This is a genomic window from Bacillus sp. ISL-45, from assembly GCF_018613195.1.
Classification (GTDB): domain Bacteria; phylum Bacillota; class Bacilli; order Bacillales; family Cytobacillaceae; genus Mesobacillus.
The window spans coordinates 74,042-94,811 of record NZ_JAGGQQ010000002.1; the positions used below are offsets into that span (position 1 = coordinate 74,042).

Genomic DNA, 20,770 nt, shown 5'->3' on the forward strand with positions numbered 1-20,770 from the left:
CAATTAGCCAGCTTAGTTTTTAAGCTGGCTTTATTTATTTGGGTATTGGAGCGTGTTGCGGGTGGAATTGTAATAATATGGTAAAAATAGCCGCCGATGGAGTGGATCGGCTTCGTGGATTGCAAGGTAGAGGGAAGAGGTCACTAGATCCATCTCTATAAGGGCATCGTCCAAGCCGAAAGGTACCCTTATGCAAGCAGTTCTGCATTTATAAGGGTACGATTCAAGCGGAAAGATACCCTTATGCAAGCCATTCTTCCTCTATAAGGGTACGATTCAAGCGGAAAGATACCCTTATGCAAGCAGTTCTGCATTTATAAGGGTACGATTCAAGCGGAAAGATGACCTTATGCAAGCAGTTCTGCATTTATAAGGGTACGATTCAAGCGGAAAGATGACCTTATGCAAGCAGTTCTCCCTCTATAAGGGTACCATTCAATCGGAAAGATACCCTTATGCAAGCAAAACACCCTCTATAAGGGTACCATTCAAGCGGAAAGATACCCTTATGCAAGCAAAACACCCTCTATAAGGGTACCATTCAAGCGGAAAGGTAACCCCATTAAGCAATCCTTTCAACCCAATAGAGTGTATTGCCGCCTGAATTTAACTAACCCCCCTATAATCATGAACAAACTATGACCAACATGTTAAATAATCTGTAACAGCAGGTGAAACAGTTGATTCTCTCGCCATTGCGCTATAATTTATATATAACAGATGTCGGAACAGAGGGGATTGCCGTGAAAATATTAGTGATTGAGGATAATGAAAGTGTCTGTGCGATGATTGAGATGTTCTTTTTAAAAGAGGGCATAGAAGGCAGGTTTGTGAATGATGGCCTCCAGGGCTATGAGGCTTACAAAAGCGCAGAGTGGGATTTGCTGATTGTCGACTGGATGCTTCCGGGTATGGATGGTGTAACACTTTGCAGGAAGATCAGGCAGGATGGCAGTGATGTGCCGATCATCATGCTGACGGCCAAGGACAGTGAATCTGATCAGGTTCTTGGACTAGAGATGGGAGCGGATGATTATGTGACGAAGCCGTTCAGTCCGCTGGCTTTGATGGCGAGGATCAAGGCTGTGGCCCGGCGATATCAAAAACAGAAACCCGGTGAGCACAGCGAGGTTGGGACGAGCCGTCTGAAAATCAACAAAGAAACTCGTGAAGTAAGCCTGGACGGCAGCCCAGTGACAAATTTGACGCCAAAAGAATTCGACCTGCTTCTATTGTTCGCCCAGCATCCGCGCCAGGTATTCACGAGGGAGCAGCTTCTTGAGCGTGTCTGGGGATACCAATTTTACGGTGATGAACGTACGGTGGATGTCCATATCAAGAGACTAAGGAAGAAGATTGGCAGTGCTGAACAGCCATTCTTCCATACGGTTTGGGGCGTAGGCTATAAATTCGATGAACTGGTTGATGGGCATGAAGGTTAAATATATATACCAGCAATTTCTGAGCCATATCAGCATTATCATCGTTGCCTTCCTCATCCTGAGCCTCGTATTCACACAGTATGTGGAAACGTTGGTTTATAAAAATAAAACGGAGGAGCTGATTTCCTACGGGGAAAATATCCTCCGAGATCTTGATCGAGGCAGTGAACGTCCTGATCAGGTGATCAATCAGTATGCCCGGGTTCTTTTTGGCCGGGATATCCAGTTCAGTGTATTTGATGAGAATATCCAGCTGCTGAATCCAATCAGATGGAGAGGGCCGGCGATCGAGTTATCGGAAGAAGAGTGGAGCCAGCTCACAAACGGAAATCCGATTGTGAAAAATTTTGATCTAGAACGGTATGACCGTGCTGTGACCCTGGTTGTTTTGCCATATGTGGATCGTGGAAATTTCATCGGCGGCATTCTCCTGACCTCGCCAATCAGCGGGACACGGGAAATGATTACAGAAATCAATAAATATTTATTTTATACCGTGCTGATTGCGCTTGCTGTTTCGTTCCTGCTGAGCTGGGTGCTGTCACGCATCCATGTGAACAGGATCAAAAAGCTGCAGGAAGCCACATCGCTGGTGTCTGCAGGGGATTATACCGTAAAAGTTCCATCCTCTGACTTCGATGAAATCGGTGAATTGGCGAATGATTTTAACAGCATGGTAAGCAAACTGAACGATTCGAAATCAGAAATCGAAAGCCTGGAAAACCGGCGCCGCCAGTTCATGTCAGATGTTTCCCATGAATTGAGGACGCCGCTTACGACCATTAGCGGAATTATTGAGGGGCTCAGGAATAATATGATTCCCGAGGCGGAGAAAGAGCGGGGCATCAACCTGGTCAGCCAGGAAACGAAGCGGCTGATCAGGCTGGTTAATGAGAACCTGGATTATGATAAAATCCGCTCGAATCAAGTACTGCTTTTAAAAGAAGATATTGAACTGATTGAGGTATTCGAAATCATCCAGGACCAACTAGGGCTGCAGGCGGAGGAACGAAATAACTCAATTGAGATCCAAACGGAAGAATCAGCCATGGTCCATGCTGATTATGACCGTCTTGTCCAGATTTTGATCAATATTACGAAAAACAGCATCCAGTTCACTGAAAATGGAACCATCTTGCTTCGCGGCAGGATGGCTGGGGCGAAGACGGTGATTGAGATCGAGGACACAGGCATTGGCATCGAACCGGCTGAAATCGAAAAAATCTGGCATCGCTTTTACAAAGCCGATATCTCGAGAACGAGCAACCCGTTTGGAGAGTTCGGCCTCGGGTTGTCAATAGTCAAACAGCTGGTACAGATGCATGATGGAAAAATTTCAGTGGAAAGCGAGCATGGAAAAGGGACAAAGTTTGTGATCGAACTCCCTTTTCGATAAGATGAAAAAAGAAGCTGCGGGCATGGTCCCCGGCTTTTCCTATTTGAAAGGGTGAAACAACATGGTGCGTTTCGGAGTAGTAGGTACAAATTGGATTACAGAAGCATTTATCAAGGGGGCAAGCCACCATCAGGATTTTCAGCTTAATGCCGTTTATTCGCGTACTGAGGACCGTGCCGCGGAGTTTGCCGGCAAATTCGGAGTGGATACTATTTTTACAGACCTGGAAGAGATGGCAAAAAGCAATTTAATTGATGCCGTCTATATTGCAAGTCCCAATTCTCTGCATGCCAGCCAGGCGAAGACTCTCATGGAAAATGGCAAGCATGTTCTCTGCGAAAAAGCAATTGCGTCTAACAGCGGCGAGCTGGACGATATGATCAGGACGGCAAAGGATCATCAGGTTGTTTTGATGGAGGCGCTAAAATCGACCCTGATGCCGAACTTCAAGGCCGTCCAGGAGAATCTGGATAAAATCGGCACGATCAGAAGGTACTTCGCCAGCTATTGCCAGTATTCGTCCCGCTATGACAAGTATAAAGAAGGTACCGTATTGAACGCCTTCAACCCGAAATTTTCGGCAGGTTCACTGATGGACATCGGCATCTATTGCCTCTATCCTTTCGTTGTCCTGTTTGGAGAGCCAAAGTCTATTCAGGCAACCGGCTATTTGCTTGAATCAGGTGTGGATGGGGAAGGCAGCCTGATTATGAAATATGAGGAAATGGATGCGGTCATCATGTTTTCGAAAATCACTGATTCATCTCTTCCTTCTGAGATACACGGCGAGAATGGGAACATCAAGATTGATAAAATCAGTACGCCGGAAAAAGTGGAAATTCTCTATCGTGATGGGAGATATGAAGATATTTCGAGAGAACAACTGGATGATAATATGTTTTATGAAGCGGAGGAATTCATTAACTTGATTCAGCAAGGGAAACTGGAATCAAGGAACAACTCGCTTGAAAACTCGAGGATCACGATGAGGATTCTTGATGAGGCAAGGTCGCAAATGGGTGTCAGATTCCCGAGCGACAAATAGAAAAAGGGCAGGTGCCTTTTGTGCACCTGCCTTTTAGCATTTTTCAGAATGCCCGAGGATCAATAATTCAAAAATTTCACGCATACTGGATCCGGCACCTTCACATCTGACTGCAGCAATGTCAATCTGCCTGTATCTGTATCACGGGAATACAGCGCGACATTGCTGGAATTCTGGTTGGCGGCAATCAGGAATTTCTCACTGGGGTCTAGCACAAAATCCCTTGGCCAATTCCCCTCCGTAGACGTAAGCTCGACAAAATCAAGCTGGAAGCTTTCTGGGTCCACCTTAAAAATCGCGATACTGTCATGGCCGCGGTTGGCAGCGTAGACGTACTTCCCATCAGATGAAATATGGATGGCGCTTCCTTGGTTGTTGTCGGTAAAATCTGCAGGCAGGGTGGAGATGGCCTGCAGCTGTTCAAAGCTGCCTTCCTGTGAATTGTATTTTAAAACAAGTACTTCAGAGCTGAATTCTGTCATCAAATAGGCGATGGTATTGTTTGGATGGAAAACAAGATGCCTTGGACCGCTGCCTGGTGCAATATGGAGCACACTCTTCTCGATCAGCTGGCCGTTATCCAGAGTATAGGTAATCAATTGGTCGATGCCAAGGTCGATTACTGCTGAATGGTTTCCGTCCGGTGTAAATCCCGCATAATGGGTGTGTGCTTTTTCCTGGCGCTCATCCGGTCCTGAGCCATCATGGACCGCGCTTGATAAGACCGACTCAATATTGCCTGTTTCAGGGTTCAGCAGATAGGAATCAGCAGACCCTTTATGGTAATTGGCGGATAAAAGCAGGTTATTTTCCTCGTTCACGCTCACATGGCATGGTGACGCTCCTTGTGCAAGCTCGGAATTGATGAATGATAGCTTTCCGGAATCGAGAATGCGGAAACCTGCCACTCCTCCTGTACCACCTTCCTTTGCGACAGCATAGAGAAAGCGGTTGTCGTCACTGATTGTCAGGTATGTAGGATTTTCCAGGGCTGCCGCTGGTTCCACGTCGAGGATTTTTCCATTCACTGGATCAAGGGTGAAAGAGTAGATGCCCTCGCTGTCTTCTTTTGTATATGTACCGAAATAGCCTTTGAACTTTTCATGGGTTGCCATTATGAATGCCTCCAATTTGATTAAGCATTAATTGTCTAAGATATAGTCTAGCAAAAAAATCCTGGGTGACAAAATGTTACGAACAACAGGTGAATGGGTAAAATAGTACAGGAGATCTTCAGTTTGTAAAATGAATGTTAGATAACCTGACCAAAATCTGGACTTTAAGCTTTTTAAGGGATATGCTCTTTTATAATGAGATTCTAGCAAAGTTTTCTCAATAGACGAAAGAGCCTGATATCAGTTTAAAGTGTTTAGGAGGTTTATTATGAGCTTGCAAAAACAGATAATTGACGCATTGAATGTGAAGCCGCAAATCGATCCCCAGCAGGAAATCAGGAAGAGAATCGATTTTTTAAAGGAATATTTACTTGTCTCAAGGGCAAAAGGGTTCTTGCTTGGAATCAGCGGCGGCCAGGATTCCACCCTCGCTGGAAGGCTGGCGCAGATGGCAGCGGAGGAATTGCGGTCAGAAGGCAAGGAGGCCAAATTCGTAGCAGTCAGACTTCCATATGCTGTGCAAAAAGACGAGGAAGATGCACAGAAAGCATTGGACTTCATCAAGGCTGACCAGACGATCACCTTCAATATCCAGCCTGCTGTCGATACGTTCAATACACAGTTCGAGGAAGCGATTGGCGATAATATGACGGATTTTAATAAAGGAAACGCAAAGGCAAGGATGAGAATGATCACACAGTATGCCATCGCAGGACAGGAAGGCTTGCTGGTGATCGGGACAGACCATGCTGCCGAGGCTGTGACCGGATTCTTTACAAAATACGGGGACGGCGGTGCCGATTTGCTGCCTCTATCCGGACTGAACAAGCGTCAGGGCAGGGAACTGCTGAAGGCATTGAACGCAGAACCGAGACTGTACCTGAAAGAGCCTACTGCCGACCTTCTTGACAACAAGCCGCTTCAGTCCGATGAAACCGAGCTTGGAGTCAGCTATGAAGCAATCGATGACTATCTGGAAGGAAAGCAGATTGACGAAGCGGACGCTGGCAAAATTGAAGGCAGATACCTTGCTTCCGAGCATAAACGGCATATGCCTGCATCCATGTTTGATTCTTGGTGGAAGAGATATGCATAAAAAAGCCTGGCTGAGATCTTCGATCAATCAGCCAGGCTTTTCATTTATTCAGTTTGCGCCACTGCGAAATGCGGCGTATCTTCTTTTTCCGTCACTTTGTCGATTTTATCGGTGAACATTTGGAAGACTCGCTTTTTCTCTTCCAATTCCTTGATATATTCCTTCAAATCATTGAATTTCTCCTCAAATGGCTGATGATACAGTTCACGGATTTTCCTGTTCAAGTCTGGATTCACTGTCGACTGGACGACTTGCTTTGTGATGTTGAATTTATATGTATACACTTTTAACTCGTTTTTAACTTCTTCATACTCCGAATCAATCTCTTGAAGAATCTCTTCAATTTCTGTTTTCCATTCATCTAGCGACTTCTTAACATGCTGTTCCATAAGGATCCTCCTGCCATTCGCCTGTAATAAAGCTTCTTCCCTTTATTCTAGCAAGCGAATTTTACATAGAGATTGCTGGGATATTACATTGTTAAAACAATCCTAGTCCGAATTTGTACAGTGCTTCCCAAAAGCTGTTTCTATCAATCTGCAGGTATTAAACTATCTCATAAAAGATTTCTCTATAAATGGTTCTAGGAAAAAAGACTCATCCTTGTAAGAAAATGGCGAAAATTGTTGAAATAACGGTACTATAGTTTTATATTTTAATTAGAACTGAAAAAGGCAAACTCATCGAAAGGTGAGGACGCAAAGCCACGAGTCTAAGGCATCACTGCTATGATCGTCGGGCTGCCAAAAAAGAACGGATGAGAACACCAGGTACAGGTGGATGGTTTTAAAGACTGTTTGCCACATTAAAATCCGCCGTCCTTTTGGGGGATTTTTTATTTGGAATGTCTCTTTCTGCACCATATTGCAAAAAGAAACGAATTTCACGTTTGTATATTGCGATATAGGATAAATAATACCTAAGATACTTGACAGGACAAAATAAAATGATCCTTTTGGCAGATTTGGTTTTAGCCAATGTTCAATTTTTTTATGAAAGGTGGAGGAAACGTTGACGGTTTTATTTGGGACGGTAGAGTACTTTGAACGGGAGATAGAGTTTCATTTATCTGAAGTTGAAAAAAGAGAGAGGTTCCGGGAAGAAATCAATCAAATTCAATTGAAGCTTGAAGAAGAGCTGCTTAATGACTTTATCTGCGACGAAAAGCTAAGGATGGAATGCTTGCAGAATCTATCGAATGCCTGCAGTAAGTTAACTGAAGATTATGTAGTTTGACAAGAAAAGCGGAAGCGCCTTGGTCAGCCCCGACAAGCGTCTTGAGGGGCTAGGCGGTGCAGCTGGACAATTCTCAAGTTATATCTTTCTTATTTCATACGAAAAGCCTGTGGACCGATCCACAGGCTTTTTCTATTGCTCTATTTAACTAGGCAGAGGGATAATACCTGGTTGGTATGTATTCTGCTTTGTAAAAGAAGAATGTCCTTTTGAGTATTTTTGATGAGGCTGGAACGGAAATCAACAACCACTATGGACAAGAGCATTATTTCAAAAAAGTGTTTGAACATCTCGTTTAAAGGATATGTTTATCAATAGGACAGCAAAAGGGGAATCGACATGGAGAAAAAGGAATATAACAAACTCGTAAGAGACCTGTTTCCTGATTTGATGAAGGAAAAGGGAAAGAAAGTAGAATTTGAAATTTTGGAAGCCAGTCAATATAGTGAAAAACTTATGGAGAAGTTCAATGAGGAAGTTGAGAAATTCCGTAATGCTGGAACAGACAGGCTGCTGAGTGAAATGGTTGATTTGCTTGAGGTGGTCTATGCGATTGCCGAGCACAGGGGAATCACTGAATCGGAAGTAGAGTTTATGCGCCAGCTGAAGAAGAATCGCAGCGGCGGCTTCAGGAAAAAAATCATGCTTAAAACAATTGAGGAAGAATCCTGATAAAAAAGCCCTCTGCCTTATCGGCGGAGGGCTTTTGCTATATCGTTAAGCAGATTTATGTGCAGCTTCTGGTGTTTGTTTGAAAACAGTTTTGCGGATGAAAGGAACCACCCAGCGGTCCAAGCCGTATTTACCAGCGTTGTAGCCAGCGAACAGGATGATGAAGCCGAAGAAGATGTCTGTTGGGTTGTGAGACACTGTTCCGGCAAGGAAGAAGCTGAAGTTCATCACAAGGCCGAAGAACATGGCTGCAGTTGTCAGTGTTCCTAGAATCAAGCCAAGACCAACCAGGAATTCTCCCAGCGGGACAATAAAGTTGAAAAGTTCGATATTCGGGAGTGCAAAACTTTCAAGGAAGTTTACATACCAACCATATACTGCGTTTCCGTCTGGACCTTTTACTGGATTGGCAACTGCATTTTTTAAATATCCAGTTGCGTCGAATCCTTCACCAGTTAATTTTCCCCATCCAGCAGTCATCCAATTGTAACCCAGCCAAACACGAATCACAGTCAACAGGCCAGCAGCAATATTGTTTTCTCTTAACCATTTAGCGAACATCTAAATCGCTTCCCTTCAAAAATTAATAATTATTACACTTATAAGATATCAAAGCAATTTATGGAAATCTGTGAAAAAAGTGTGAAGACACATATCAGCCATAATGTTTTGAACAAATTTTGTCAAATAAATTCCTTTAATGCAACATAATACCTACACAGGTATTTTTTTATTTTCCTTTTTCTTGTCGCATATGATGGAAATATATAGAATAAATATAGTGAGAAGTACAAGCTGGAAAGGGGAAGGTAAGGATGAGCGAGCTTTTATTCAAGCAGTTTGAATTAACAAGAGGTTCTTTTTTGAAAACAACTGAGGGCATCACTACGGAACAGGCAAGTGTCCAGCCAGAGGGCTTCAATAATAACATTCACTGGCACATCGGGCATGTGCTGACAGTTACAGAACAATTCATGATGGGATTCCCGAAAAAATCAAGTCATCTCCCTGTAAACTATATAGAGTTATTCGGAAATGGTACCCGTCCATCCGACTGGACTGGAGATGTTCCTTCCGTTGAAGTTTTGCGGGACCAATTGAAAGCGCAGCTGGGAAGGATCAAGGAAATACCGCCTTCAATGCTGGATGAAAAGCTCAAAAAGCCTTTCCTTGGGATGGAGACTTTCGGAGAGCTTGCGAACATGTCACTATTTCATGAAGCCTATCATCTTGGGCAAATTCACGTGATGAGAAAATTAGTAAAGTGATAGAGTAGCAAAAGCTATAAATGGGCTCTGTTTTATTAACCTGAAAACCCTTAATACGTAATAGTAAATAAGGGAAGCGGATGGTGTCTATAACACAACAATCAATGGAGGAACAGGCACAATAAAAAATGAGAAAAAGTAAGGGTTGGCAGGAATGGAGGCACTAGAAAATGTACCAGGAGAATTGCCCATATTGTAATGTGCACGCAGATGAAGAGCAGGAAATTGTACTGGAAAGTGAAACCTGTTATTTTATCCAGAAGGAGTCTGAGCAGCAAGTCCTGCAGGGAAGCGGGCTGATCATCCCGAAGCTCCATAAGCAAAATGTTTTTGAGTTATCAGATCAGGAATGGAAGGATTCCAGGGAGTTACTGCTTGAGACGAAGAAGATTCTTGACGAAAAGTATGCTCCAGACGGTTACAGTGTAGGGTGGAATACGGGACACGCTGGAGGGCAATCGATTTTCCATGCCCATTTGCATGTGATTCCGCGATTCAAGGATGAACCTCTCGCAGGCAAGGGGATCAGGTATTGGATTAAACAAAAGGAGAATAAGAGGAATTGAACCACGAAGTTTAGGTTGGGAAAATTTCCGTGAAGATATTAGAATATTTTTACAAAAATGATTCCAAAATCCCGGGAGAGCAGTCCCGGGATTTTTCTATTTTAGAGGAGGGTTGGGTCTATAGTGGTATAGACATCTATACTGTTATTTAGATAGTCTAAGGTTACAGCATGAAAGCCTTTTCAAAGTTTAATAGATTAAATGGAGCAATCGCTCGGAAAAGGAGGAAACATGAAGAACAAAACACTAACTATTGCACTGTCAGCAGTTCTCGGTACAGGGGTGATGATTCCAGTCTCATTCGCGGACGGGAATCAAGTGCCGGGCCCATCGATTGAAAAGCGGGAGGGAAAAGCAGGCTTCCAGGAAGTCCATCCTGTGTTTTCGTGGGATAAGCCAGGTCCTTTATCGCCTGTACTTCATAAAGGATCGGTTCGGGGAGCGGGCATGGTCCAGCAGCCGCTGGATGAGATTGACGGGCATATGGAAAAAATGATAGCCGACCGTGTAATGCCAGGTGCTGTCGCTTTCGTCGCCCGGCGCGGCCATGTTGTGAAGCATGAGGCGTATGGATTTGCTTACAGATATGAAGATGACCAATTCACTGAATCCAGGAATCCGATCATGATGGAAGAAGATACGATATTTGACCTTGCCTCTATCAGTAAAATTTTCACCACTACAGCAGCTATGATTCTTTATGACCAGGGAAGGTTCAAGCTGGATGATAAAGTTTCAAAGCATATTCCTGAATTCGCCGCTAATGGAAAAGAAGACGTCACCATAAGGCAGCTCCTTACCCACACATCCGGTTTCACGGCATGGGTTCCCCTTTATACAAAAGGAGGCAGCCGTGAAGACAGAATGAATATTGTATTGGAACATCCATTGAAAAATGAGCCGGGCAGTACTTATACATACAGCGATCTCAACATGATCACGCTCGGTATGTTGATTGAAAGGCTTTCAGGCCAGCGTCAGGATGAGTTTGTCAAAGAATTTATAACAGAGCCTCTTGGAATGGCGGATACAATGTACAATCCTCCGTTATCACTGAAAAAGCGGATCGCTGCGACAGAATATCAGCCATGGACGAACCGCGGAGTTGTCTGGGGTGAAGTACATGACGAAAATGCGTGGTCACTGGATGGTGTCGCAGGACATGCTGGAGTGTTCTCAACAGCCGAGGACCTGGCAAAGCTTGCTCATATGTATTTGAATGATGGCAAATATGGAAGCGTTCAGATCCTTAAGCAAAAAACAGTGGATATGATTGTTGAAAACCAAATCCCTCAGTTCTCTGGTGATGACCACGGATTAGGCTGGGAGCTTGCCCAGGGATGGTTCATGGATGCGTTATCTGAGGGGACATCACTTGGCCATACCGGTTATACAGGGACTTCGATTGTCGTAAACAGGAATAATGGCACACTCGCAATCCTGTTGACCAACAGGGTCCATCCAAGCCGAAGCACGGTTTCTACGAATGTAGCGCGAAGACAGCTTGCAAGACAGGTTGCCGATTCCATCCCGGTAAATATTCCAGATGGATCTGCCTGGTTTTCAGGATATGGAGACAAACTCCAACGCACGATGACAGCAGAAGTAAAACTCGAAAATCCTGCTAAACTATCATTCGACACCTGGCATCGGATTGAAGCGGATGCTGATCATGTTTATCTGGAAATCTCGGGGGACGGTGAAAACTGGGAACGAGTGGCTAGTTTTACAGGAAGCAGCGTGGATTGGGATGCAGAGGAGGTTGAAATACCTGCAGCGACTAAGCACATCCGTTTCCAATACGAAACGGACAGTTATACGAATGGCCGAGGCTGGTATGTCGACAATATCAGTCTAGTAACCTCCGATGGAAAAAAGGTTGAACCTGAATTTTCAGGAGAAGGCTGGGAGCAAAGAAATTACTAACTTTAGTAATTCTTAATAAATTGGATAAAATATGCAAAACGGAGGAGATTAGATGAGGAAACTCAGTAAGCTAATGCTTTATTCTCTAGTGTTCATGCTGGCATTTTCACAAATGCTGCCTGGCCTTTCTATGAAGAAGGCTGGTGCCGAGGAAAAGAACACAGCGGAGGATCTGGTGATTTACGAAAATGTTCCAGAAGCCGAAACAGCAGTTAAAGACGGAACCATACAATTGAAAGCACTCCATGTGTATTCCGAAGGACATTTTATGCTGGCATCTGAAAACCTTGTATGGGAGTCGGCCAATAAAAATGTGGCAACAGTTGACAAGGATGGAAATGTGGAGTTCACAGGGCAGAATGGACGGACATTCATTACAGTGACAGACGGTACTTTCAAGGACCGTATCGCACTCGATTATAAAGTGAATCCATCCTCCAAGGCTGAAGGGGAAAAAGGAAAGCCTGAATCGGAAGGTGTTGTCATTAAGCAGGAAAGTCAGCGATATGACTTGATTGGCAATGCAATCAGCAAAATGACCCTGGAGGAAAAAACAGGGCAAATGCTTATGCCTGATTTCAGGACTTGGAAAGGTGAAAATGTAACCGAAATGCTGCCGGAAATTGAGCAGCTCGTAAAGAAATACCATTTGGGCGGAGTTATCCTCTTCCGTGAGAATGTGGTTACAACAGAACAGACGGCACGCTTAGTATCCGATTACCAGGAGGCGGCCGAAAAATTCGGCCTGCTGCTGACAATTGACCAGGAAGGCGGAATTGTCACCAGGCTTCAATCTGGGACGGATATGCCAGGCAACATGGCATTAGGCGCAACACGCTCACCAGAAATCGCTTATAACGTGGGCAGCGCCATCGGCGAGGAACTCGCATCTTTGGGAATCAACATGAACTTTGCACCGGTTATGGACGTTAATAACAATCCGGACAATCCGGTAATCGGCGTCCGTTCATTTGGTGAAGATCCAGAGCTTGTTGCTGACATGGGTGTAGCTTATACAAAAGGGCTACAGGCTGCTGGTGTCGCGGCTACAGCGAAACATTTCCCTGGCCATGGGGACACGGCGGTCGATTCCCACCTTGGATTGCCTGAAGTTCCACATGGTAAAGAACGATTAAAGGAAGTTGAATTGTATCCTTTTCAAAAAGGAATGGAAGCGGGGATTGACGCGATCATGACAGCACATGTGACTTTCCCTAAAATAGATTCAACAAAAGCAGTTTCTCAGAAAACAGGAGAAGAAATCGCCATTCCGGCAACACTTTCATACAAGGTCCTGACAGAACTAATGCGTGAAGAAATGGGCTATCAAGGCGTCATCACAACAGACGCGATGAATATGAAAGCCATTGCTGACCATTTCGGCCCTGTTGATGCAGCTATCCGTGCGGTAAAGGCTGGTACGGACATCATTTTAATGCCGGTCGGTCTTGAAGAAGTCGCATCAGGACTGCTGGAAGCTGTGAAGGCTGGAGAAATTTCCGAAGACCGAGTGGAAGCATCCGTTAGACGTATTTTAACCTTGAAGGTAAAAAGAGGTGTGATCAAGGAAGAAGCGCCTGTTTCAATCGAAGACAAGATTGCGAATGCAGTGAAGGTGGTCGGATCTGCTGAGCATAAGCAAATTGAAAAAGAAGCGGCTGAGAAATCAATCACTTTAGTTAAAAATGATGCAGGATTGCCTCTGAACCTGGAAAGCGGTGGGGAAATCGTCGTTGTGGGCAATACTTTCATCAGCAGCCTGGGTGAAGCGGTTAAACAGCGCCATGGAAATACAACTGTCATCTCATCTTCAACTTACAAGCTGACTCAGGAACAGCTGGAACTGATTAAAAATGCCAGCGCGGTAATAGTCGGCACCTACACTTACAATGTGTCAGGACGTATGCCATCGAGCGCACAAATGGCAATGGTCAACCAGATCATAGAGGTTGCAAACGGTCCTGTTGTCGGTGTCGGCATCCGAAATCCATATGACATTATGGCTTACCCGAAAATCGATGCGTACCTCACCCAATACGGTTTCCGTCCAGCAAGCTTTGAAGCAGCGGCCGGAGCGATCTTTGGTGAATTCGCTCCAACAGGAAAGCTGCCTATCACGATTCCTGATTATAATGGCGGGGTTCTTTATGAATTCGGTCACGGATTAACCTACTAAAAGTTTATAGGCGGGCTTCAGGAATGCGGCCTGCCTTTGATTTTGGAAGATGAAAAAAATGTGAGAACTGCATAACTAATAGTTTTTAAATCTATTAAAACAGGAGTGATCATGATGAAAAAATGGCTGGCAGCAGTATTGACGACTGTGTTGATTCTGTCTTCATTGACCATTGCGTTGGCAAACCATGATAGCGGACAGGGCAAGAGCCAGGATCTGAAGAAATTTAAGGTTGGTGCTGAAGCACTGCTCGAGGAGCACAAGGATCTAATCAAAGGTAAGCGAGTCGGTCTGATCACGAACCCTACTGGGGTAGATCAAAACCTAACCAGTGTTGTCGACCTGCTGTTCAACGATCCTGATGTCGAGCTGACAGCTCTTTACGGACCCGAGCATGGCGTTCGGGGAAGCGCCCAGGCTGGAGCTTATGTCGAGTACTATATCGATGAAGGAACACAGCTCCCTGTATACAGCCTTTATGGAAAAACAAAAAAGCCAACACCAGATATGCTTGAAAACATCGATGTCCTGCTGTTTGATATTCAGGATGTAGGAACAAGATTCTATACCTATATTTACACGATGGCTTATGCGATGGAAGCAGCCAAGGAAAATAACATCCCATTTATCGTATTAGACCGTCCCAATCCGCTTGGCGGACATAAGGTGGAGGGACCTGTCCTTGAAACTAAATATAAATCCTTTGTAGGAAACTATGAAATTCCATTGCGCCACGGCATGACGGTTGGGGAGCTGGCAAGGCTCTTCAATGAGGAATTCAATATAGGCGCAGACTTGACTGTCGTTGAGATGGACCGCTGGAAACGCACGATGCATTATGATGAAACGCCGCTCGAGTTCGTTATGCCTTCACCAAATATGCCTACACTCGACACGGCCTTCGTATATCCGGGAGCCGCATTGATTGAAGGCACGAATGTATCGGAAGGAAGAGGGACAACAAAGCCGTTTGAACTGATCGGTGCCCCGTTCATCAATTCAGATGACTTGTCCGCAAAATTGAACTCTTTAAATCTTCCAGGAGTAAAGTTCAGGGCAGCATCGTTCACACCGACATTCTCAAAGCATGCAGGCAAACTGTCCCATGGCGTCCAGATCCATATTACCAACCGTGAGTCGTTCAAACCAGTTGAAACAGGGCTTCATATTGTAAAAGCAATTCACGATATGTATCCTGAGGATTTCCAATTCCGCGCTGAAGACAGCAGGGGAATTTCCTTCTTCGACCTTCTGACAGGAAATGGCTGGATCAGGGAAGAAATTGAAGCCGGAACATCCGTGGAAGACATCCAGGCTATGTGGGAAGAGGAATTGAAGGAGTTCAAGCAGGTGAGGGAAAAGTACCTTCTCTATTAAGTGATTGATAAAGAAAATGGCCTCTGCAAATGCAGCGGCCATTTTTATGTTGTACTGTTGCTCCAATCTGTATATAATCCACTGCCGCTGCAGCCAGGACATTCGTATGGTGCTGCATAATAGACAAACTCATTCGCGGAAAAAGCGTAATATCCTCTGCCATGGCAGTCTGGGCATTTATTCTGGTCCTTCATATTCGAAAGATGGTTTTCGTATCTGGTATTTCTCCATTGGGTGAGCGCATTAAATAAACCCATTCATGAACACCTCCAGTTCTATGCATAGTTTGGAGAAATAAATGCTTTATTATGTATAGTTTATGGAGAATTTTGGTTTTTGACCCGGTATTAGCACATAACTTGTCTAAAAAGTTGACATTCCTGTGAACAATTCACGCTCAAACTCTTTGTTGGATAATCTTGGACTATAATGAATCCGTACAATAAAACAGGAGGGATTCAGGATGAAAAATGAATTGACACAAACAGTCAACAAGCAAATCGCAAACTGGACTGTACTCTACCTTAAGCTTCATAACTATCACTGGTATGTGACAGGTCCGGAATTTTTCACTCTTCACGCGAAATTCGAAGAGCTTTACAACGAAGCTGCCTTACATATCGATGAACTTGCAGAAAGACTGCTGGCAATGGGTGACAAACCAGTCGCAACCATGTCCGGTGCGCTAGAACTCGCATCTGTAAAAGAAGCATCAGGAAATGAAAGCGCAACTGATATGGTCGCAAGCATAGTAGAAGACTATTCAAGAATGATCCAAGAGCTCAAGAAGGGCATGGAACTGGCAGAGGAAGTCAATGATGAAACAACAAGCGACCTGCTGCTGACCATTCACGCAGGCTTAGAAAAACATGTGTGGATGCTGAACTCCTTCCTTGGGAGATAAAAGTGAGTGAAATGAGACGTATGTAATTGCATGCGTCTCTTTTGTATTTATACATAATCTACTGAAATAAGCTTGGTAAAAAACTTTCTATATAAAAATCAAAAAGCACCCATGCAACGGGTGCTTTAAATGAAAAATTCCATCTTCGATCTATTATTATGCCTCCAGCCAGCTCTGTGACCATTTTTCAATTTCTTTCATAAGAGGTTCCAGTGCTTTGCCTTTTTCGGTCAAAGAATATTCGATCCGGACTGGAGTTTCAGGATGAACTTCGCGTCTCACAATCCCTTCGCTTTCCAAATCCTTCAATCGCTCTGAAAGCACTCTTCCACTAACGCCTATAGAGGATTCAATCGTACAAAAACGCTGCGGTCCAGCCAGCAGCTGATATATGATCATTCCAGTCCAGCGCTGGCTTAGGATTGTCATGGCTTTTTCAAATCTGGGACAAATCGACTTATCCATATCAATCACTCCTTACTAACATTATAAACATTACATCTGAAAAATAAATTACTTTTTATAAAAAAGATACTTGACGTAACTTAATTACAGTAATATAGTTACTTACATAAAGTAACCTGCTTACTGCAGTTAAGTTCAAAAAAATTTTTATAAGGAGAGTAATGGATATGATAAAAAAGCATGAAGCAGCATCCACTATTTTAAGGTTAGTTTTAGGAGCTACATTTTCAATCCATGGAGCTGCAAAGTTCCAGGGGGGGGATTGGAAATACAGTCGCCTTTTTTGAAAGCCTTGGTTTCCCTGGAATTTCGGCATACATTGTTGCCCTAGTAGAGCTTGTTGGCGGGTTGGCAATGCTGCTTGGTGTAGGAACGAGGGTAATTTCAATTTTATTTGCGGTCGTTTTAGCAGTAGCTATTGTAAAGGTAAAGGTTGCCGGAGGATTCATGGGAAATGGCCAAATGGCAGGCTTTGAGCTTGATTTGGCCCTTCTGGCGATTTCAATTTTTCTAGCAATTACAAACAAATCGCTTTTTGCCCTGGATAATGTTATTTTTCAATCAAAGAATGCTTAAAGGAGGAAGAATATATGAGTTTTCATCAACCGCCGGTTACTTTTGTAGGCCGAGTTAATTTAAAGGTACAAAGTTTAGAACGCTCCCTTGCCTTTTATCAGGAGGTAATTGGTTTCAAGGTCTTTGAAAAAACGGATAAATCCGCCAAGTTAACTGCCGATGGAAAAACTGTGCTTCTAAGTATTGAGCAGCCATCCGATGTAATCCCAAAGAAGGGAAGAACTACTGGATTGTATCATTTTGCGCTCTTGCTGCCTGACAGGGCTGACCTGGCAAAAATACTGAAGCACTTCCTGCAGAATGGATATCCATTGCAAGGGGCATCTGACCATCTTGTAAGTGAAGCACTGTATTTAGCAGACCCGGATGGAAATGGAATTGAGATCTATACAGACAGACCATCGTCAAAATGGGAATGGAATGAGCAACATGTGGTGATGGCCACTCAGGCACTGGATGCGGAAAATCTACTTGCAGAGGGAAAGGAGCAAACATGGAACGACCTTCCTGCAGGAACAGTGATGGGACATATCCATTTACACGTCGCAGAACTAGCAAAAACAGAAGAGTTTTACACAAAAGGACTTGGTTTTGAAGTAGTCAGCCGTTATGGACCTCAGGCTCTCTTCATTTCTTCAGGAAAGTACCATCACCACATCGGTCTGAATACATGGAACGGCGCGGGGGCTCCTAAACCGCCTGCTAATAGCGCAGGACTTGAATCATACACTCTCGTACTGCCCGACGAAGCGAGCTTGGAAGACACAATAGTCCGCCTGAAAGAAATCGGGGCGCCTGTCAGAGAAGAAAAAGGCATTTTCATTACGGAAGATCCTTCCGGAAACCGCATTAAGATGGAAACAGCTAAGTAAAATCAAGGGAATTGAAGGTGAAAACGATGAGTTTTTTAAGAAAGCTTTTTGGCAGTAATAAAAAGGAGGAAACAAAGATGACAACAGAAAAAATGAATATCGGAATTATTTTAGGAAGCACTAGACAGGGACGAGTGAGCCCTCAGGTTGGTGAATGGGTAAAGGGAATTGCTGACCAACGAGGTAATGTAAATTATGAGATTGTGGATATTGCTGATTTTGAATTGCCTTTCCTGGGCACAACTGACGGTTCCGAGCCTGGGATTGCTGCCTGGAATGAAAAGCTGGCAAGTCTTGATGGATTCGTATTTATTGTTCAGGAGTACAATCACAGCATTACAGGGGCCTTGAAAAATGCACTTGATTTTGCACGCGAAGCATGGAATAACAAAGCTGCTGGAATCGTAAGTTATGGTTCAACAGGTGGAGCCAGGGCAGCTGAGCATTTAAGAGGAATCTGTGGAGAATTGAAAATTGCCGACGTCCGTACACATCCAACATTATCCCTATTTACTGACTTTGAAAACGGTACAGAGTTCAAGCCCCAGGCCCTGCACCTCGACAATGTCAATGCAATGCTGGATGAAGTAGAGGCATGGAGCGGCGCACTGAAAACATTGAGATAAGCATTTCTTTTGACCTTTGATGATAAACGGCTTAATATCTCGAAGTAAGCTATTTTTAATTCGAGATTTATAGAATAGTTTTAAATAAAAAGAATAGGTGGGAATTACAACATGGCTAAGGTTTTATACATCACAGCACATCCGCTGAATGAAGAACAATCTTTCAGTCTTGCAGCAGGAAAAGCATTCATTGATACGTACAAAGAACAGAACCAGAATGATGAAGTCATTCATCTGGATCTATTTAAAGAAAACATACCCCATATCGATGCCGACGTATTAGGAGGCTGGGGCAAGCTGCAAAAAGGTACTGAGTTCTCTGCTCTATCCGCAGACGAACAGGCAAAAGTAGGCCGTCTAGCTGAACTGGTTGACCAGTTCACAGCAGCAGACAAATTTGTTTTCGTGACACCGCTCTGGAACTTCTCATTCCCGCCAGTCATGAAGGCATATCTCGACGCAGTAGCAGTAGCAGGCAAAACATTCAGATATACACAGGAAGGCCCTGTCGGCTTAATGACAGACAAAAAGGCCCTTCATATCCAGGCTCGCGGCGGTTACTACTCAGAAGGGCCGGCAGCAAACATGGAAATGGGAAATCGTTACATCGAAACAATCATGAACTTCTTCGGTGTACCTTCAATGGAATGCCTATACCTGGAAGGCCACAATGCGAACCCAGAAAAAGCACAGGAAATCAAAGAAAACGGAATTGCGCGTGCCAAGGATTTGGCGCACACATTCTAATAAGCACAAACGAAGACAGGCCGGGTTTTCCACCGGCCTGCTTTTATGCTATTTCAATGTAATGGTAAGGTCTTCTCCCACTTCAAGCACACAATTGTCACGATTCTTGACTGGCGCGAAGGTCATGATATATTCATCTTTTCCGCCTTTGACTTCGCCTTTGCTGAAGATTGGGTCAGCTTTTCCGCCACCAGAGGTGAGGAAAACACCAGGCTTCGAGTAATCCACATAGTAGCCGCGCTCCTTATCTACCTTCCTGGCATTGAGGTACTGATGTTCCAATTTGCTCATCACCCTATATGTCATCCCATTTTCGGTAATCAGTTTTGTGTCCGAACCTGTGACGACCACTCTTGTTTCCATTTCGGAGAATTCTACTTGTTTGATGACATAAGCCTTATTATTAAAAGTGAACTCTTTATTTAGCACAACAACTTCACGATTAGAAACAGCTGATTGGTCCAGTGTGAATTCAAGCGGCCAGATTGTTGCTATACTATCTGTTTTTGTTTCAGTATAGATGGTTAAGTTATCGATTTCCAACCGAATATCCTCGCAATCGAAGTTCTTAATAGATCCAAATGACAAAGCTTCGGCAACCTTATTTTCTTTTTGATCATAATACCTGCTGCCCCAGCCGACATTATCCAATTTCACCTTTTGACCATGCAGTAAGGCTGATAGTACTTTTTGCTTCAAAAATAATTTGGCCTTTTGAGAGAACATACCTAACAGGAAAAAAACGGATTGTATTTCTTTCTTCTTGAAATTAAACTAAAAGAAGGAGGGGAATATATGGAAGCAAATGAATTGTTACAGCCGTCTCTTGATCAAGAGTGGAAGAAAACAAAAACGTATGATATAAATCGTCTATTTTTGGTTGCATTTTTTGGTGGAACTATACCGACAATTACTCTTGGGACCAGGAATGCCAAATGGCTGAACGTTCCAGATAAAACGATTCACCTTTTGATCGGAGCAGGTATCCTGTTTACCATTGCTGATATAGTTTTTATTACTCTGTTTTTCCAAGGCTTTTTTGCACCAGAAAGCAAGCCGTTGTTGAAATTCGGCTTCAAGCTGCTAGCTATTATTCTATTTTTTATGTACCGAAAAGTGATGACGAAACCGTTTGAATTCCATTTGATGACAAATGGGGAGATAACACCCATCTTTAAGCCTGCCATCCTGTGGATGCTTTCTGGCGCTGTTATACAGGGGATTCTACTATTTGCAGCATTTGCCATATCGGAGCTGTAAGAAGG

Annotated in this window: 23 protein-coding genes and 1 riboswitch; of the genes, 17 read left to right on the plus strand and 6 right to left on the minus strand. The window is 43.9% G+C overall.

The window, feature by feature from the left end:
- The first annotated feature begins 743 nt into the window (after nucleotides 1-743).
- The 3 genes from J7E35_RS01590 (at nucleotide 744) to J7E35_RS01600 (ending at nucleotide 3,883) form a co-directional block, all read left to right on the plus strand.
- A complete protein-coding gene (locus tag J7E35_RS01590; protein ID WP_214738919.1) occupies nucleotides 744-1,442 on the plus strand; it encodes a winged helix-turn-helix domain-containing protein in 699 nt (232 codons plus the stop codon).
- Complete coding sequence (locus tag J7E35_RS01595; protein WP_214776507.1) at nucleotides 1,432-2,838, plus strand: sensor histidine kinase; 1,407 nt, start codon at nucleotides 1,432-1,434, stop codon at nucleotides 2,836-2,838. The genes J7E35_RS01590 and J7E35_RS01595 overlap by 11 nt, the downstream gene beginning before the upstream one ends.
- Nucleotides 2,839-2,899: 61 nt before the next feature.
- Nucleotides 2,900-3,883: a Gfo/Idh/MocA family protein gene (locus tag J7E35_RS01600; protein WP_214776470.1), complete on the plus strand. Its 984-nt coding sequence runs from the start codon at nucleotides 2,900-2,902 to the stop codon at nucleotides 3,881-3,883.
- Between the two features lie 59 nt (nucleotides 3,884-3,942).
- Here J7E35_RS01600 and J7E35_RS01605 read toward each other — a convergent pair whose 3' ends face one another.
- On the minus strand, nucleotides 3,943-4,998 hold the full coding sequence (locus J7E35_RS01605; protein ID WP_214776471.1) for a lactonase family protein: 1,056 nt from the start codon (nucleotides 4,996-4,998) through the stop codon (nucleotides 3,943-3,945).
- A gap of 268 nt (nucleotides 4,999-5,266) precedes the next feature.
- Between J7E35_RS01605 and nadE the strand changes: the two genes are divergently transcribed.
- A complete protein-coding gene (nadE, locus tag J7E35_RS01610) occupies nucleotides 5,267-6,094 on the plus strand; it encodes an ammonia-dependent NAD(+) synthetase (protein ID WP_214776472.1) in 828 nt (275 codons plus the stop codon).
- Nucleotides 6,095-6,138: 44 nt separating this feature from the next.
- Here the strand turns inward: nadE and J7E35_RS01615 are convergent, their stop codons facing one another.
- Nucleotides 6,139-6,483, minus strand: a complete 345-nt coding sequence (locus tag J7E35_RS01615) for a hypothetical protein (protein WP_214776473.1) — start codon at nucleotides 6,481-6,483, stop codon at nucleotides 6,139-6,141.
- 274 nt (nucleotides 6,484-6,757) lie between these two features.
- Nucleotides 6,758-6,842: riboswitch (cyclic di-GMP riboswitch) on the plus strand.
- A gap of 263 nt (nucleotides 6,843-7,105) precedes the next feature.
- On the opposite strand from J7E35_RS01615, the gene J7E35_RS01620 reads away from it, so the two are divergent.
- Both J7E35_RS01620 and J7E35_RS01625 read left to right on the plus strand, forming a co-directional pair.
- Entirely contained in the window at nucleotides 7,106-7,330 is a 225-nt protein-coding gene (locus tag J7E35_RS01620) for a hypothetical protein (protein WP_192472149.1), read from the plus strand.
- A gap of 339 nt (nucleotides 7,331-7,669) precedes the next feature.
- Nucleotides 7,670-8,002: a nucleoside triphosphate pyrophosphohydrolase gene (locus tag J7E35_RS01625; RefSeq protein WP_214776474.1), complete on the plus strand. Its 333-nt coding sequence runs from the start codon at nucleotides 7,670-7,672 to the stop codon at nucleotides 8,000-8,002.
- A gap of 45 nt (nucleotides 8,003-8,047) precedes the next feature.
- Here the strand turns inward: J7E35_RS01625 and J7E35_RS01630 are convergent, their stop codons facing one another.
- A complete protein-coding gene (locus J7E35_RS01630) occupies nucleotides 8,048-8,563 on the minus strand; it encodes a DoxX family protein (RefSeq protein WP_214776475.1) in 516 nt (171 codons plus the stop codon).
- 254 nt (nucleotides 8,564-8,817) lie between these two features.
- Between J7E35_RS01630 and J7E35_RS01635 the strand changes: the two genes are divergently transcribed.
- The 5 genes from J7E35_RS01635 (at nucleotide 8,818) to J7E35_RS01655 (ending at nucleotide 15,315) form a co-directional block, all read left to right on the plus strand.
- Nucleotides 8,818-9,270 carry a DinB family protein gene (locus tag J7E35_RS01635; RefSeq protein ID WP_214776476.1) on the plus strand — a complete coding sequence of 151 codons (453 nt, stop codon included), beginning with the start codon at nucleotides 8,818-8,820 and terminating at the stop codon, nucleotides 9,268-9,270.
- A 170-nt stretch (nucleotides 9,271-9,440) separates the two neighbouring features.
- Nucleotides 9,441-9,836, plus strand: a complete 396-nt coding sequence (locus J7E35_RS01640; protein ID WP_214776477.1) for an HIT family protein — start codon at nucleotides 9,441-9,443, stop codon at nucleotides 9,834-9,836.
- A gap of 231 nt (nucleotides 9,837-10,067) precedes the next feature.
- On the plus strand, nucleotides 10,068-11,762 hold the full coding sequence (locus tag J7E35_RS01645; RefSeq protein WP_214776478.1) for a serine hydrolase domain-containing protein: 1,695 nt from the start codon (nucleotides 10,068-10,070) through the stop codon (nucleotides 11,760-11,762).
- A gap of 52 nt (nucleotides 11,763-11,814) precedes the next feature.
- On the plus strand, nucleotides 11,815-13,938 hold the full coding sequence (locus tag J7E35_RS01650; protein WP_214776479.1) for a glycoside hydrolase family 3 protein: 2,124 nt from the start codon (nucleotides 11,815-11,817) through the stop codon (nucleotides 13,936-13,938).
- 114 nt (nucleotides 13,939-14,052) lie between these two features.
- Nucleotides 14,053-15,315: an exo-beta-N-acetylmuramidase NamZ family protein gene (locus J7E35_RS01655; RefSeq protein WP_214776480.1), complete on the plus strand. Its 1,263-nt coding sequence runs from the start codon at nucleotides 14,053-14,055 to the stop codon at nucleotides 15,313-15,315.
- A gap of 44 nt (nucleotides 15,316-15,359) precedes the next feature.
- Here J7E35_RS01655 and J7E35_RS01660 read toward each other — a convergent pair whose 3' ends face one another.
- Nucleotides 15,360-15,572, minus strand: coding sequence for a methionine aminopeptidase (locus tag J7E35_RS01660; RefSeq protein ID WP_214776481.1), 213 nt, complete (start codon nucleotides 15,570-15,572; stop codon nucleotides 15,360-15,362).
- Between the two features lie 206 nt (nucleotides 15,573-15,778).
- Here J7E35_RS01660 and J7E35_RS01665 point away from each other — a divergent pair, with 206 nt between their 5' ends.
- On the plus strand, nucleotides 15,779-16,219 hold the full coding sequence (locus tag J7E35_RS01665) for a Dps family protein (protein ID WP_214776482.1): 441 nt from the start codon (nucleotides 15,779-15,781) through the stop codon (nucleotides 16,217-16,219).
- 156 nt (nucleotides 16,220-16,375) lie between these two features.
- On the opposite strand, the gene J7E35_RS01670 is transcribed toward J7E35_RS01665, so the two are convergent.
- A complete protein-coding gene (locus J7E35_RS01670) occupies nucleotides 16,376-16,684 on the minus strand; it encodes a winged helix-turn-helix transcriptional regulator (protein ID WP_214776483.1) in 309 nt (102 codons plus the stop codon).
- Nucleotides 16,685-16,918: 234 nt separating this feature from the next.
- Between J7E35_RS01670 and J7E35_RS01675 the strand changes: the two genes are divergently transcribed.
- The 4 genes from J7E35_RS01675 (at nucleotide 16,919) to J7E35_RS01690 (ending at nucleotide 19,505) form a co-directional block, all read left to right on the plus strand.
- Complete coding sequence (locus J7E35_RS01675; RefSeq protein WP_353050325.1) at nucleotides 16,919-17,260, plus strand: DoxX family protein; 342 nt, start codon at nucleotides 16,919-16,921, stop codon at nucleotides 17,258-17,260.
- A gap of 14 nt (nucleotides 17,261-17,274) precedes the next feature.
- Nucleotides 17,275-18,132 (plus strand): VOC family protein, encoded by an 858-nt coding sequence (locus J7E35_RS01680; RefSeq protein ID WP_214776484.1) that lies wholly within the window; start codon nucleotides 17,275-17,277, stop codon nucleotides 18,130-18,132.
- Nucleotides 18,133-18,158: 26 nt separating this feature from the next.
- Nucleotides 18,159-18,758 (plus strand): NADPH-dependent FMN reductase, encoded by a 600-nt coding sequence (locus tag J7E35_RS01685; protein WP_214776485.1) that lies wholly within the window; start codon nucleotides 18,159-18,161, stop codon nucleotides 18,756-18,758.
- A gap of 111 nt (nucleotides 18,759-18,869) precedes the next feature.
- Nucleotides 18,870-19,505, plus strand: a complete 636-nt coding sequence (locus tag J7E35_RS01690; protein ID WP_214776486.1) for an FMN-dependent NADH-azoreductase — start codon at nucleotides 18,870-18,872, stop codon at nucleotides 19,503-19,505.
- A gap of 48 nt (nucleotides 19,506-19,553) precedes the next feature.
- Here the strand turns inward: J7E35_RS01690 and J7E35_RS01695 are convergent, their stop codons facing one another.
- The gene (locus tag J7E35_RS01695) at nucleotides 19,554-20,204 is read right to left on the minus strand and encodes a hypothetical protein (RefSeq protein WP_214776487.1); all 651 of its coding nucleotides are present in this window, start codon (nucleotides 20,202-20,204) and stop codon (nucleotides 19,554-19,556) included.
- 96 nt (nucleotides 20,205-20,300) lie between these two features.
- Between J7E35_RS01695 and J7E35_RS01700 the strand changes: the two genes are divergently transcribed.
- Complete coding sequence (locus tag J7E35_RS01700) at nucleotides 20,301-20,765, plus strand: hypothetical protein (protein ID WP_214776488.1); 465 nt, start codon at nucleotides 20,301-20,303, stop codon at nucleotides 20,763-20,765.
- Nucleotides 20,766-20,770 lie beyond the last annotated feature (5 nt).